Annotated in this window: 15 protein-coding genes, 1 tRNA gene and 1 pseudogene; 9 read left to right on the forward strand and 8 right to left on the reverse strand. The window is 66.8% G+C overall.

Annotated elements, in window-relative coordinates:
* The 3 genes and pseudogenes from ABIR74_RS00030 to ABIR74_RS00040 all read right to left on the reverse strand — a co-directional run.
* Positions 1–364, reverse strand: a pseudogene (locus ABIR74_RS00030) (multidrug DMT transporter permease); the annotation flags it as partial.
* Entirely contained in the window at positions 361–1488 is a 1128-nt protein-coding gene (locus tag ABIR74_RS00035) for an alanine racemase (protein WP_348174578.1), read from the reverse strand. The pseudogene ABIR74_RS00030 and the gene ABIR74_RS00035, both read right to left, overlap by 4 nt.
* Positions 1489–1536: 48 nt before the next feature.
* A complete protein-coding gene (locus ABIR74_RS00040) occupies positions 1537–2325 on the reverse strand; it encodes an enoyl-CoA hydratase-related protein (protein WP_348174565.1) in 789 nt (262 codons plus the stop codon).
* 24 nt (positions 2326–2349) lie between these two features.
* Here ABIR74_RS00040 and ABIR74_RS00045 point away from each other — a divergent pair, with 24 nt between their 5' ends.
* Positions 2350–3219, forward strand: coding sequence for a dihydrodipicolinate synthase family protein (locus ABIR74_RS00045; RefSeq protein ID WP_348174566.1), 870 nt, complete (start codon positions 2350–2352; stop codon positions 3217–3219).
* On the opposite strand, the gene ABIR74_RS00050 is transcribed toward ABIR74_RS00045, so the two are convergent.
* On the reverse strand, positions 3216–3698 hold the full coding sequence (locus ABIR74_RS00050) for a MarR family winged helix-turn-helix transcriptional regulator (protein WP_348174567.1): 483 nt from the start codon (positions 3696–3698) through the stop codon (positions 3216–3218). The two genes, ABIR74_RS00045 and ABIR74_RS00050, sit on opposite strands and share 4 nt — an antisense overlap.
* 72 nt (positions 3699–3770) lie before the next feature.
* Between ABIR74_RS00050 and ABIR74_RS00055 the strand changes: the two genes are divergently transcribed.
* Both ABIR74_RS00055 and ABIR74_RS00060 read left to right on the forward strand, forming a co-directional pair.
* A complete protein-coding gene (locus tag ABIR74_RS00055; protein ID WP_348174568.1) occupies positions 3771–4316 on the forward strand; it encodes a YceI family protein in 546 nt (181 codons plus the stop codon).
* Between the two features lie 2 nt (positions 4317–4318).
* Complete coding sequence (locus tag ABIR74_RS00060; protein ID WP_348174569.1) at positions 4319–4858, forward strand: NAD(P)H-dependent oxidoreductase; 540 nt, start codon at positions 4319–4321, stop codon at positions 4856–4858.
* Between the two features lie 7 nt (positions 4859–4865).
* Here ABIR74_RS00060 and ABIR74_RS00065 read toward each other — a convergent pair whose 3' ends face one another.
* Positions 4866–5225, reverse strand: coding sequence for a cupin domain-containing protein (locus ABIR74_RS00065; RefSeq protein ID WP_348174570.1), 360 nt, complete (start codon positions 5223–5225; stop codon positions 4866–4868).
* Positions 5226–5285: 60 nt separating this feature from the next.
* Positions 5286–6845, reverse strand: a complete 1560-nt coding sequence (locus ABIR74_RS00070) for a carboxyl transferase domain-containing protein (protein WP_348174571.1) — start codon at positions 6843–6845, stop codon at positions 5286–5288.
* A gap of 130 nt (positions 6846–6975) precedes the next feature.
* Between ABIR74_RS00070 and ABIR74_RS00075 the strand changes: the two genes are divergently transcribed.
* Positions 6976–7887 carry a tetrahydrofolate dehydrogenase/cyclohydrolase catalytic domain-containing protein gene (locus ABIR74_RS00075; protein WP_348174572.1) on the forward strand — a complete coding sequence of 304 codons (912 nt, stop codon included), beginning with the start codon at positions 6976–6978 and terminating at the stop codon, positions 7885–7887.
* A 27-nt stretch (positions 7888–7914) separates the two neighbouring features.
* On the opposite strand, the gene ABIR74_RS00080 is transcribed toward ABIR74_RS00075, so the two are convergent.
* Together ABIR74_RS00080 and ABIR74_RS00085 are read right to left on the reverse strand one after the other, a co-directional pair.
* Positions 7915–8136 (reverse strand): hypothetical protein, encoded by a 222-nt coding sequence (locus ABIR74_RS00080; protein ID WP_348174573.1) that lies wholly within the window; start codon positions 8134–8136, stop codon positions 7915–7917.
* Positions 8137–8821: 685 nt separating this feature from the next.
* Positions 8822–8894, reverse strand: a tRNA-Trp gene (locus tag ABIR74_RS00085).
* A 31-nt stretch (positions 8895–8925) separates the two neighbouring features.
* Between ABIR74_RS00085 and ABIR74_RS00090 the strand changes: the two genes are divergently transcribed.
* The 5 genes from ABIR74_RS00090 to ABIR74_RS00110 all read left to right on the forward strand — a co-directional run.
* Entirely contained in the window at positions 8926–9096 is a 171-nt protein-coding gene (locus ABIR74_RS00090; RefSeq protein ID WP_348174574.1) for a hypothetical protein, read from the forward strand.
* A 46-nt stretch (positions 9097–9142) separates the two neighbouring features.
* Positions 9143–9931, forward strand: coding sequence for an RNA polymerase sigma factor WhiG (gene whiG, locus ABIR74_RS00095; protein WP_348174575.1), 789 nt, complete (start codon positions 9143–9145; stop codon positions 9929–9931).
* Between the two features lie 122 nt (positions 9932–10053).
* Positions 10054–12105 carry an elongation factor G gene (fusA, locus tag ABIR74_RS00100; RefSeq protein ID WP_348174576.1) on the forward strand — a complete coding sequence of 684 codons (2052 nt, stop codon included), beginning with the start codon at positions 10054–10056 and terminating at the stop codon, positions 12103–12105.
* 45 nt (positions 12106–12150) lie between these two features.
* Positions 12151–12765, forward strand: a complete 615-nt coding sequence (locus tag ABIR74_RS00105; protein WP_348174577.1) for a hypothetical protein — start codon at positions 12151–12153, stop codon at positions 12763–12765.
* A gap of 38 nt (positions 12766–12803) precedes the next feature.
* A partial coding sequence (locus tag ABIR74_RS00110) for an aldehyde dehydrogenase family protein (RefSeq protein ID WP_348174579.1) occupies positions 12804–13294 on the forward strand: 491 nt, incomplete at its 3' end.

Raw genomic sequence — 13294 nt, forward strand, 5'->3', positions numbered from 1 at the left:
CGAGTCCGGCGAGCGCGACCGGGCCCGGCCGCTCGCCGCGCGCGAGGCCATAGATGACAGGAATCACGGCTCCGGTGACTGCGGCAACAGGTGCTACGACGCTGATCAGGCCTCGGCCCATGCCGACGTAGAAGCAGCCGATCCCTGCTGCCACGACGATGCCGGAGGTGACCGACCAGATCACGTCGTCGCGGCTGACGTGCTCCGCTCCGTAGGCCAGCGAGGCGACGAACGCGAGCGGAAGCCCCATGATCGCAACGAAGGTCGCGACCCGAACGCCGTTCGCAGTCCGCGAGGCGAGTCCGCCGACGAAGTCCGCGCTGCCGATGAGGACAGAGGAAAGGAGCGCAAGGAATGCCGTCACTGCGAGGCGTCGCTTCCGGCGATGGGGAGGATCTCGGCCAGCCGCCCGTCGCGGAAGCCGTAGAAGCGGTCGTGGAGGAACACGGTCAGGTCGGCATAGCCCGGCACGACCTCGAGACGGTCGCCGATGGAGAGCCTGGCCGCATTGGGCGCAACCTTCAGCTGACCGTGCTCGGCCGACATCCGTTCGAACTCCACTCCAGGTCTTTCGCAGACGTGGGGCATGGCGATCTCGACGTTGAGTGTTTTTCGTCCGGCATCGACGATCGCTCGCCCGGGTCCTGGCCGGGCGACGACAGTCGTCAGCAGTGTGAGCGCGTTACCAAGGCCCGTTACACCACATTCCTCGCGATAGAACACATCCATCATGATCGCACCGCCTGCCTCCACCTCGGTGATGCCGGGGTGGGCGAGTGAGATCTGGAACGAGCCCGTACCGGCGCACGAGACGATCGGGCACTCGATGCCTTCGACCTCGAGTCGCAGCTTCGTGTCGAGCAGTCCGCGGAGTGCATCGTGGATCGATCGTTCCTTCTCGTCCCGGTCGGCGATCCTGATGAGGTGGCCCTCCCAGGCCATGAGCCCGACGAAGTCGATGCCCTCGAGCGAGATCGCCTCGCGAGCGAGGGGCAGCGCCGCGTCACCCGGTTCGACGCCGCCGCGGGCGAGGCCGATATCGACCTCGATCACGACACGTACCGAGCGCCCGGCGGCTGCGAACGCGGCTGCGAGCGGGCGCAGCTGGTCGGTGTGGTCGACGGCGACGATCGGATCGGCGTGACGGCTGAGCTCGACAAGGCGAGCCAGCTTGCGATCACCAACGATCGCGTTGGCAATCAGCAGATCGCGTACCCCTGAGGACGCCATGAGCTCGGCCTCACCCAGTTTTGCGCACGTGAGCCCGAGTGCACCGGCCTCGACCTCCCTCACGCCGATCGCACCACACCTGTGGCCTTTGATGTGGGGTCGCCAGGCGACCCCGGCCGCCCTGCACGCCTCCACGATGAGGCGGATGTTCTGATCCATTACGTCGAGGTCGATGCACAGCGCCGGAGTATCCAGCTCGTCCTTCGTGCAGCCGATCTCCGGCTGGCGGTTGGTGCTCGAATGCATTGGCTCGGGCACGGTGGTCAAGCTCGCAGCCTGGGGGCGCTACGGTCAATCATGCGCGCCTCAGTCGACGACGTCGGGCTCGAGCGCCGCGGGAGACCATGACGCGAAGCCCGGGCTTCCCGGCACGCGTCCGTCGCAGAACGCGCGGAGACCCTCTTGCCCCTCGTCGCTCGTTCGCCGCTCCGCGATCCGACGGGCGGTATCCGGGCCGTCCGGGCGGTCGAGCACGAGCCGCTTTGCGTGGCGTGCCGCCCGAGGCCCCGCAGTGCGAAGCTCGCCGACGATCGCGCCGAGTGCGCCCGCTAGATCGGCCGTCACCTCGTGAATGAGGCCGATTCGAAGCGCGGTTGCGGCGTCGAAGCGCTCACCCGTGACGAAGTAGCGTCGCGCGGCGCTCTCGCCAATCTTGCGGAGCGCGTACGGCGAGATCACGGCAGGAATGATCCCGAGCTTGACCTCCGAGAACGCGAAGGACGCGCGTTCGTGCGCGATCGCGATATCGGCGGTCGCGACGAGCCCTGCCCCGCCGCCGAGTGCGTGCCCCTGGACGAGCGCGATGACGGGCGCGGGGCAGCTGTCAATCGCCTCGAACATCCGTCGAAGCGCGTTCGCGTCGGCGACGTTCTCGTCGTGCGTGAGCTGTGCCGAGCTGCGCATCCACTCGATGTCGGCTCCGGCGCAGAAGCTCTTGCCCTCGCCCGCGAGCACGACGGCACGGGCTTTGCCGACGTCGACGAATGCCTCCGCGAGCTCCTCGATCAGGGTCGCGTCGAACGCATTCCGCGACTCGGGACGCGCGAGCGTGATCCGGAGGAGATCGCCTTCGCGTTCGATTCGCAGCGCGTCCATGTCATGGCAGTCTAGAGTCACGGTATGTCGCCCGATGCCCTGCTGAAGGGAACGCTCGCTGCCGCTGTGACGCCACTCCTTCCGGGCGGGAGCGACTTCGACGACGAGGCGTTCGGGCCGATGCTCGACCGGTACGTTGCTGCGAGGCTCGACGGCGTGCTCGCGTTCGGGACGAACGGGGAGGGTGTGCTGTTCTCCGTCGAGGAGCGACAACGCGGACTTCGTCTGTTCGTCGAGGCGGCTGCCGGTCGCCTCGATACGGCGGCGCATTGTGGAGCGCAGACGACGGCGGATACGGTCGCGCTCGCAGCGGACGCCGGGGAGGCGGGCGCGAACGCGGTCGCCGTTATCGGGCCGCCGTACTTCGTGCTCGACGAGGCTGCCCAGCTCGCGCACTTCGCCGCTTCCGCGAACGCCTGCGCGCCGCTTCCGTTCTACGTCTACGAGTTCGCGAAAACGAGCGGGTACTCGGTGACACTCGATGTCCTACGTCGACTGAGGGAGCAGGCTCCGAACTTCGTCGGGATGAAGGTCAGCGACGCTGCCTGGGAGGCGTTCGAGCCGTATCTCGGACTCGAGGGGCTCGATGTGTTCGTCGGTCCCGAGGCGCTCATCTATCGAGGCATCAGCGGTGGCGCGATCGGTGCGGTGTCCGCTCTGGCTTCCGCCTTCCCGGAGGCTGTTGCTGCGGTGGTTCGCGAGCCGACGGCCGAGGGCGCTGACGCGCTCGCGACGCTACGAGCGGCCGTCGAGCGATTCCCGCGGCAGGCGGCGATGAAGCGGATCATCGCGGCGCAGGGCGTGCCCGTTCGGCCCGACGTCCGCGCTCCACTGCGGGATCTCACTTATGCGGAGTCGAGCGACCTCGACGAGTGGCTTCGCGACACGCTCTAGGTCGTTGTGTCAGCTCCACCATGACAGCATCCGGCGTCGAACTCGTCACCGCCGGGAAGTCGCGCGAGCAGCCCCAGCAGGTCATCGAGCTCGGCGGGGGAGAGGTGGGAGCCGATCAGCTCCTCGCAGACAGCAGCGTGCGTACATGAGGCCTTCTGCAGCATCTCGCGCCCGCTGCTCGTGAGCACCGAGTAGGTCACCCGTGCGTCCGCCGGGCAGTTGCGTCGCCCGGTCAGCCCGGCTTCCTCGAGTCCGTCGAGGAGCCGCGTGACGCCGGACGGGGTGAGGCGCAGGCGCGCGGCGAGATCGATACGGCGCATCTCACCCTGCGCGTCGCGGGAGAGGTGAAGCAGCGTCTCGAAGTCGTTCGCGCTCAATCCGTGCTCGGCCCGAAGACGCGCTTCGACGGCGCGCATCAGAGTCCCGTGCGCGTGCAACAGGCGCCCGAACACCGACTGTGCAGAAGCTTGATCAGTCAATACTTGACGAGACAATGAATTCTCCGCTAGGGTAGTTGAGTCATCAAATAGTAGCGAGAAAGGACAACTCCAGTGAGCACACTTTCAGAGACCCGCACTGCATTCCCGACGGGCACGTGGCAGGTCGACCCGGTCCACTCGACGGTCGAGTTCTCGGTCAAGCACATGGTGGTCGCCAACTTCCGCGGTGGCTTCGACGCCTTCGAGGTCACCGTCGACGAGGGCGGGATCCGAGGGACGGTGGATGTCTCGTCTGTCCGTGTTTCGGAGCCGAACCTCACCGGGCACCTGCTGGCGCCTGACTTCTTCGACGCCGAGCGGCATCCGCGGCTGTCGTTCGCCTCGAATGCGATTTCGATCGCCGGGGACGAGGTCGTGGTCGACGGCGAGTTGACGTTGAAGGGCGTCACGAGGCCGGTTGCGATCAAGGGATCGGTCGGTGGGCCGGTGACGTCGTTCGACGGCAGCTCCCGCATCGGCCTCGAGCTCGAGACGGTGATCGACCGCACGGCATACGGCCTGGCCTGGAACGCGCCGCTCCCGACCGGCGGCTTCGCGGTGGGCAACGACGTGAAGCTGCACGCAGAGCTCGAACTCGTGCTGGCCGAGGTGGCATAGCGATGCAGATTCTGGGCATCGCCGGCAGCCTGCGCGCGCACTCGTTGAACGCGCAGCTCCTGCAACTTGCCGCGGCGAACCTCCCGGACGGCGTGACGTACGCCGCCTGGGAGGGCCTGCGCGACATTCCACCATTCGATCAGGACACCGAGGAGACTCCGTCAGTGGCCGTGGCGACGTTCCGGTCAGTCGTCTCCTCGGCCGATGCGGTTCTGATCGCCACCCCGGAGTACAACGGCTCGATCCCGGGCACACTCAAGAACGCGCTCGACTGGGGCTCGCGGCCCGGCGCGACGAACGTGTTTCGCGGCAAGCCTGTTGCGGTAGTCGGGGCGAGTCCCGGCGCGTTCGGCGGCATCTGGGCGCACGAGGAGACACGCAAGGTGCTCGGCATCATGGGTGCGCGCGTCGTAGGCGGGGGATTCTCGCTCGGCAAGGCGCCCGAGCGCGTTGCAGCTCCGGATCAGGAGCTCCTCGGGCAGCTACGGGACGTCGTCGAGACGCTGGTCTTCGAGGCCACGGCGCGCGTCGCGGCGGCCTAGCGATCCGTTACTCCTCGGGCGGCACCCACGGTTCATAGACTCCACCGGGAACGCCGCCGGCGCAGATGAACGACATCCCGTCCTCGCCGGCCTCGGGATGTCGCTTCGCGTCGGGTGAGACGAGGATGTAACGGCCCGGTCGCAGTTCGACCGGGTCGCCGTCGATCGTCAGCGTGCCCGAGCCGGAGATGCAGTAGTAGATCTCCTCCTGGCCCGATTGCATCTCGTCGTGCTCGGGGCCGACCTTGTAGGGCGGGAAATCGATCTGGTTGAGCCCGAAGGCGGTACCGCCGAGCTCGTGCCGCACCATCCGGAACGTGCCCCAGGTAACGTTCATCTCGTCGGCATCGAGGGCTTTGTAGGACATGATCCTCCTCGTCCGTGGACTGTTGCCACCCTGCAGAGTGACGGATCAGAACCCCAATGTCTACATGCGGAAGATGCCGAACGTCGTCTTGGGCACAGGGGCGTTCGCTGCGGCTGCGAGTCCGAGCGCCAGAACGCGTCGCGTGTCGAGCGGGTCGATGATGCCGTCGTCCCATAGGCGGGCCGTCGAGAAGTAGGGTGAGCCCTCTCGCTCGTAGGTCTCCCGGATCTCGTCCGGGTCGGAGTCGCCGACCATTGAGAGCACCGTGGCTGCCTGTTCACCGCCCATCACGGAGATCCGGGCGTTTGGCCACATCCACAGCTGGCGCGGGCTGTAGGCCCGGCCGCACATCGCGTAGTTCCCGGCCCCGAACGACCCGCCGGTAACGACCGTGAACTTCGGCACGTCGGCGCAGGCGACGGCGGTGACGAGCTTGGCACCGTCTCGCGCGATTCCGCCTTCCTCCGCGGCCTTGCCGACCATGAAGCCAGTGATGTTTTGCAGGAAGACGAGCGGGATCCGTCGCTTGCACGCGAGCTCCACGAAGTGTGCACCCTTCTGGGCCGATTCGGCGAACAGAACGCCGCGGTTTGCGAGGATTCCGACGGGGTGCCCCTCGATGTGTGCGAAACCGCAGACGAGTGTGTCGCCATAGAGCGCCTTGAACTCGTGAAAGCGGCTGCCGTCGACGATCCGCGCGATCACCTCGAGGGGGTCGAGCTCGTGGCGGTAGTGCTCGGGGACGATCCCGTACAGATCGGCGGGGTCAACGGCAGGCGGCTCGGGCGTCGCGATGTCCCACGGTGCCTTCCCGGGGTCGCCGAGATGGCGGACGATCTGCCGTGCGAGCGCGAGTGCGTGCTCGTCGGAGAGCGCGTAGTGGTCGGCGACACCGGATCGTCGCGTGTGGAGCGTCGCGCCGCCGAGTTCCTCGGCCGTCACGTCCTCGCCGGTGGCCGCCTTCACAAGTGGTGGGCCGCCGATGAAGATCGTTCCCGTGCCCTCGACGATAACCGTCTCGTCACTCATGGCCGGAACGTACGCGCCGCCGGCTGTACACGAGCCCATGACGACGGCGATCTGGGGGATGTTCTGCGCCGACATCCGCGCCTGGTTGAAGAAGATCCTCCCGAAATGCTCGCGGTCAGGGAAGACGTCGGCCTGGAGCGGGAGGAACGCACCACCCGAGTCGACGAGGTAGACGCACGGAAGGTGATTCTGCTCCGCGACCTCCTGGGCGCGGAGGTGCTTCTTCACCGTGAGCGGGAAGTACGAGCCTCCCTTGACAGTCGCGTCATTTGCGACGACGACGCAGCAGCGGCCCTCGATCACGCCGATTCCAGTGACCACCCCGGCGGCAGGCGCCTGGCCGTCGTAGAGCTCCCAGGCGGCAAGTGCGTTCAGCTCGAGGAAGGCAGTACCGGGGTCGACGAGCCTGTCGATGCGTTCACGGGCCGTGAGCTTGCCGCGCGAGCGATGACGCTCGGTCGCCTTCTCGCCGCCCCCGGCTGCGACGAGCGCCGTTCGGTCGCGCAGTTCGGCGACGAGTGCGGACATGTGAGCCTCACGAGTGGCGAAGCCGTCGGCCGAACGTTCGACTCTGCTGGTCAGGATCGTCATGTCTCTTCTTCCTTCGCCGGGGTGCAGGCACGAGACTACGCACGGGCGCAGACGTTCGCCATTGTCGGCGCACGTGTTCCCACTGGCGGGTGCGTGCGCACGGCAGATTCGACGCGGTAGATTCACGCTCGTGACTGCCATTCGGATCGACGGCGAACATCTCGCTGCCGAGCTGCGCGCCGAGGTCGAGGCGGACACCCGCGCGCTCGAGGCTGCGGGCGTCGTGCCCGGTCTCGCGACGCTACTCGTCGGAGACGACTATGCGTCGGTCGCCTACGAGCGTCGGGTGCGCCGACTCTCGGAGGAACTCGGGTGCCGCTACGTCTGTGAGCACCTGCCCGGCGGCGTCGAGGAGGCGGAGGTGCTTGCGATCGTGGGCAAGCTCAACGCCGACCCTCGTGTCTCAGGCATCCTCGTGCTCCGTCCGTTGCCGTCACACGTCGACGAGGGACATGTTTACCGGCGGCTCGATCCGCTGAAGGATATCGAGGCGGTGCACCCGGAGAACGCGGGGCTCCTGGCCTTGGGTCAGCCGCGCTTCGTCCCGTCGACGCCTGCCTCGGTGTTCTGGATGCTCGATCGTTATGTGGCGGATACGGGGCGCGATCCGAAGACGTTCTACAACGGCCTCGACCTCGTGCTCGTGGGGCGCTCGAACAACGTCGGGAAGCCGGCTCTCTGGCTCGGCTTGGCCCGAAACGCGACCGTGATCAGCGCGCACAAGTTCACAGCGCAGGCCGGTCGGCTGAAGGCGCACACGCGTGCAGCCGACATCCTCGTCGTCGCAGCGGGCCTGCCGCGGTTCGTCACGGGCGACATGGTGAAGCCGGGGGCGATCGTGATCGACGTCGGCATCAACCCCGAGAAGGACGCCGAGACCGGGAGGGTACGGATGGTCGGCGACGTGGACATCGACTCGGTCGAGGAGGTTGCCGAGGCGGTATCGCCCGTCCCCGGAGGCGTTGGGCCGATTACCGATGTCTTTCTGCTGCGAAACGCGGTTCACGCTGCCCGTCTGCAGGCGCGGCTGCACGAGGACTGACGCGGCGGTAACGAACGACCTCCTCGGCTATCCCGGGGCGGGCGTGGCCCCGTCAGGAGCACGCGTTGTCGGGGCGTAGACGTCGCAGCGGCGAACTGGCTGGCGTGGGTACTTCTCTGGGAGCAGATCGTTCTGGCAGAGGAGATAGACCTGGTCGAAGCGTCCGGCGACAACGCGGATGAACGAGCACGTATGGCACAGCGAGGGGCGCGCAGCGGAAGGCTCGTAGACGGGCTCGGTGGGCTGCATGTTTCGCAACCGTACTCGTCGTGCTGCCGGGGGAGCGCTTGTTGCTCGCAGTGTTCGTGCGGGCATGCTCGCAGTGTTCGTGCGGGCCTGGCTGGTTGGCAGTCGGCAGCAGCGGGAACGGTCAAGGAGGGATTCCGTAGCCGCTGCTGCCAGCTGGCCGGGCGGCAGTCCGCAAGGAAGCCACCGAACACCGAGTCCTCGTCAGCGTGTGCACGAAGCCTCCCCGCTTCCGGCGTCGCCTAAACCACCGGGTTGTCTCCTACGCCCGGGACCGATCCCAGAACCGAGCCTGTAGCCTGCCCGCACTGGTGTCGTACTCCTCGGCCGCACCTCCTGTCCGGCGCGGTCCGTCGTCCTCCGTCGAACGTTCAGCGGTGCAGACTCGCGACCTGGTTCGCTACTGCGACGATCTCGCCGTCGAGCCCTCCTGGCCGATGCTGAGCTGGCCCCTTTCCCATTCTGTGCCGACGCGTCTCATGGTCGGGTGGATCACGTCGCGCAAGACTGCTTCGATGCCGAAGGCCTCAAGGCTCTCGTCCATCACGCGGTGGCCTCGACGCCTCACGGGGAGCTTCGGACGCCACTGTGTGGGCGGTCGAAAATCCCCTGCGTAACTTCACCACGGCGTGATCTCGAAACGGAAAAAGACCTGCCGCACACGCAGGTCTTTTTGTTGTCTACCCAGCAGGGGCGGCAGGACTCGAACCTGCAACCCCCGGTTTTGGAGACCGGTGCTCTACCAATTGAGCCACGCCCCTGGGTTGCACGCACCAGTGTAGCCTCGGGATCGTGCAGCGTCGCTTGCTCTCGCTCCTGTTCGTCGCAATCGCGGCCGTTCTCGGTGCTCTCGCGGTGTACTCGATCGCGTCGGGCGGTCGGGCGATGATCATCGGAATCGCGGCCGCGGGGCTCGCGCTGTGGATGGCGGACCTGGCACGGAAGGCCTGGCCGAGGTCGTGAACCGGTACAAAGAAGGTTTCTGGCCTCCGCGGCGTATTCTGTGGCAGTGTCCGTAAAGCCTGGAAGTGAGACGCAGGCGCTGTGGCAGGATTACCGGAAGACGCGCGACCAGGCGTTGCGCGACCGGTTGATCCTGACGTATGCGCCGCTCGTCAAATTCGTAGCCGGTCGCCTCGGGGCGACGTTGCCTGCCCACGTCGATGAGCAGGATCTCGTCTCGTACGGCTTGCTCGGCCTGATCGGTGCGATCGAGCGGTTCGACCCGGATCGCGCGATCAAGTTCGAGACGTACGCGATCAGTCGGATCCGTGGCGCGATCATCGACGAGCTTCGCTCGCTCGACTGGGTGCCGCGCTCCGTTCGTACGAGAGCACGGGAGATCGAGCGGGCGATTGCCGAGCTCGAGCGTCGGCTCCATCGGGCGCCGACTGACGAGGAGATTGCGGACAAGGTCGGGATCACGACCGATGAGCTCGAGAACAGCCTGTCGGAGATCTCACGGTCGTCGATGGCCGCGCTCGACGAGCTGTGGTCGCCGTCTGGCGGGGGCGATCAGATAGCGTTGATCGACACGATCGAGGACGAGGATGCGCCCGATCCGGAGTTTTCACTCGAGCAAAGCGAGATGCGCGAGGCGCTCGGCGACTCGATCGCCCGGCTGCCCGAGCGCGAGAAGCTCGTCGTCACCCTCTATTACTACGAGGAGCTCACCCTCCGTGAGATCGGTGAGGTGCTCGGCGTGACGGAGTCGCGCGTGTCGCAGTTACATACGAAGGCCGTGCTTCGGCTCAAGGCCCGCCTCTCCGGCGGGATGCGCGAAGCCGCCGAGACGTAGCGTTTCGGAACCCGGGCGGCCGTCTGAAGGCGGCCACCGCCGCCCCGCCTCACGCCGCACGACTCCTGCGCAGCCATTTAGACTCGCGGTACCCCAGCCATCGCGAGGAGGAACGGACGCCCATGGCCGCAATCGAGCCCGGAAAGATCCGCAACGTCGCAGTCGTCGGTCATCGTGGAACCGGCAAGACCTCTCTCGTCGAAGCGCTGCTCTACCAGACCGGGGAGATCAACCGTCTCGGCGCCGTCGAAGCGGGAACGACCGTGAGCGACTGGGACGAGGACGAGCAGAAGCGGCGGATGTCGATCTCGCTCACGCTTGCTCACGCCAACTGGCAAGAGCGAAAGCTGAACTTCATCGACGTTCCCGGCGACCCGAGCTTTCAGGGTGAGGCCCGTTGCGCGCTCCGCGTCGTTGAGGGAGCGCTCGTCGTCGTCAACGCCGTGATGGGCCTCGAGGTCGGCACCGCACGGGTCAAGCACCTCGCCGACGACCTCGGCCTCGCTCGCGTCCTCTTCGTGAACATGCTCGATCGCGAGCGCGCCGACTTCTATCGCACGCTCGCGCAGATTCAGGATCAGTTCTCGTCCCGGTGTGTCGCCGTGCATCTGCCTATCGGTGCCGAGCACGAACTCACCGGGATCGTCGACGTCCTCCACATGTGCGCCTACACGAGCCCTGATGGCGGGAAGGAAGGTGAGCCGACAGCAATCCCGGACGAGATGATGGAGATCGCGCAGGCGTATCGCGAGAAGCTCCTCGACGAGGTCGTCCAGACCGACGAGGCGCTGATGGAGCAGTACCTGGGTGGGGAGGAACTGGACGCCCATGCAGTCGCGTCGGCGCTCAAGCTCGCGATCACGAAGGGTGAGGTGTTCCCTGTCGCGTGCGGGGTTGCGACGAAGAACCTCGGTACGCACGCGCTCCTCGACCTCATCGTCGAGGGCGTTCCGTCGCCGGCGAAGAAGGGCGCGCCGATCGAGATCGAGGGAGCGGATACGGCCGCGTTCGTGTTCAAGACGCTCGCCGATCCGTTCGCCGGGCGGATCAACCTCTTCCGTGTGCTCCGTGGCAGCGTCACGGCGGATTCGACGCTCGTCGACGCGCGTGGCCACGCCAAGGAGCGGATGGGGACACTGCTGCAACTTCAGGGCAAGGAGCACACGGGCGTCAAGGAGTTCGGCGAGGGTGACATCGGCGCGGTCGCGAAGCTCAAGGACGTCCGCACGGGCGACCTCCTGACCGATAGGGAGATCGCGGCCGAGCTCCCAGAGATCGCCTTCCCGGAGCCCGTGATGAGCTTCGCGATCACGCCGAAGACGAAAGGTGAGGAGGAGAAGGTCGCCGCTGCGATCCGGCGTCTCGCAGAGGAGGATCCGACGTTGCAGCTGCGGCGGAACCAGCAGACCGGTGAGGAGATCCTCTCCGGGATGAGCCAGATGCACGTCGAGGTAGCGCTCGAGCGTGCAAAGCGCCGCTACTCCGTCGACATCGAGTTGCACCCGCCGCGCGTGCCGTACCTGGAGACGATCCGTTCCGAGGCGAGAGCGCACGGCCGCTACCGGAAGCAGACCGGAGGTCGCGGCCAGTTCGGCGACTGCCACATCGTGATTGCGCCGCTTGTGGGTGGGGTGGGCTACGAGTTCGTCGACAAGATCGTCGGCGGGGTCATCCCGCAGAGCTTCCGACCCGCCGTCGACAAGGGAGTCCAGGAGGCGATGGCGCATGGGGAGCTGGCGGGTGCACCCGTCCAGGGCGTTCGCGTCTCGCTCGTCGACGGCTCGTACCACAACGTCGACTCGTCGGAGATGGCGTTCAAGATCGCCGGCTCGATGGCGTGGAAGGAGGCCTACGCGAAGGCGTCCCCCGTGCTGCTCGAGCCGATCATGGAGCTCGACGTGACCGTGCCCGACGAGGCTGTCGGCTCGGTCAACGGCGACCTCAACTCCCGACGAGGGAGACTCCACGGGATGGAGCCCGCCGCCGGCATGACAACGATCAAGGCGGAGGTTCCGATGGCCGAGTTGCTCACGTACGCGCAGTCGTTGACGTCGATGACGGGGGGGCGCGGCGAGTATTCGATGCATTTCCTTCGGTACGACGAGGTTCCCGCGCACGTCGCACAAAAGGTGATCGACGAGACGCAGAAGGCACGCGATCTAGTCCACTCCTGACAGAGGAATTGGAAAGCCCCTGCATAGGGGCTATAGTGGTCGGCCGTGCGAGTGATCAAGACAACAGCCACGCGAACGTGCGTCGTTTGTGAACGCACTCTGCTGCAGGGCGAGCGTGCGCTTCGCTATTCGCGGGACGGGAGCACGTTCGTCGACGTCTGCCCGCTCTGTTCGGATACCGCGCTCGATTACGGGTGGACGCGAGAGGGCGTCCCGCTCTCGCCCCTGTTCCCGCAGCCGGTTCGCCGCCGTCGCCAGAAGTCAATGTGGCAGTCGCTCCTCGGCGCGCGCGACGAGGAGATCGAGCCCGTCGTCAGCGAGCCGATCCTGCGCAGGCTCGGTGACGGAGAGATGGCGCTCGTGGAGGCCGCAGAGCTGTTCAACGCGACCCAGTTCCGGCGCACGATCGCGGGGGTCGCGAAGGCGCTCGGTGAGCCCCAGGCGTCGATCATGCCGCTCTCCGGCGTCAACGCCGAGATGGTGCTCACGTTCGCCTGGGACATCACGTGGTACCAGTACCGCGTCTCGCCCGAGTCGGCCCAGCCCGTCAGAGTGGCGGAGCGTGGCCAGGACATCGCTGATCTCGACCCGACCTTCCAGCAGTGGAACGCAACCGTCACCGATGACGGTCGCTTGATTCCCGAGATCGAGCGCATCTAAGTGATCGCGCGGTGAGCGCGGCGGATCAGGCAGGAGCGCTGCTCGCGCAGCTCGGGGTCGACCTGTCGCGCGTCGCAGCCGGCGACCTCGTCGTTCGCACGCCGATCTCCGGCGAGGAGATTGCGCGCGTCACACGGACGGACGCGGCCGCCACAGACGCGGCGATAGCGCGCGCCACGGTCGCCTTCGCCGCCTGGCGTGACCTCCCCGGACCGCACCGCGGCGAGCTGGTCCGTCTCTTCGGTGAAGAGCTGAGGCGCGAGAAGGGTGCGCTCGGTGGTCTCGTGACGCTCGAGGTCGGCAAGATCGCCCAGGAGGGTCTCGGCGAGGTACAGGAGATGATCGACATCTGCGACTTCGCTGTCGGGCTCTCACGTCAGCTCTACGGCCGCTCGATCGCCTCGGAGCGTCCCGGTCACCGACTCACCGAGACGTGGCATCCGCTCGGCCCCGTCGCCGTGATCAGCGCGTTCAACTTCCCCGTCGCTGTGTGGAGCTGGAATGCCGCACTCGCGCTCGTCTGCGGCGA

Source organism: Gaiella sp. (assembly GCF_039915195.1).
Lineage (GTDB): Bacteria > Actinomycetota > Thermoleophilia > Gaiellales > Gaiellaceae > Gaiella.

Excerpts from the sequence above, each read along its gene's own strand:
- ABIR74_RS00040 (WP_348174565.1), bottom strand. The coding sequence starts at position 2,325 with ATGGACGCGCTGCGAATCGAACGCGAAGGCGATCTCCTCCGGATCACG.
- ABIR74_RS00045 (WP_348174566.1), top strand. The coding sequence starts at position 2,350 with ATGTCGCCCGATGCCCTGCTGAAGGGAACGCTCGCTGCCGCTGTGACG.
- ABIR74_RS00060 (WP_348174569.1), top strand. The coding sequence starts at position 4,319 with ATGCAGATTCTGGGCATCGCCGGCAGCCTGCGCGCGCACTCGTTGAAC.
- ABIR74_RS00065 (WP_348174570.1), bottom strand. The coding sequence starts at position 5,225 with ATGTCCTACAAAGCCCTCGATGCCGACGAGATGAACGTTACCTGGGGC.
- ABIR74_RS00070 (WP_348174571.1), bottom strand. The coding sequence starts at position 6,845 with ATGACGATCCTGACCAGCAGAGTCGAACGTTCGGCCGACGGCTTCGCC.
- ABIR74_RS00080 (WP_348174573.1), bottom strand. The coding sequence starts at position 8,136 with ATGCAGCCCACCGAGCCCGTCTACGAGCCTTCCGCTGCGCGCCCCTCG.
- fusA (WP_348174576.1), top strand. The coding sequence starts at position 10,054 with ATGGCCGCAATCGAGCCCGGAAAGATCCGCAACGTCGCAGTCGTCGGT.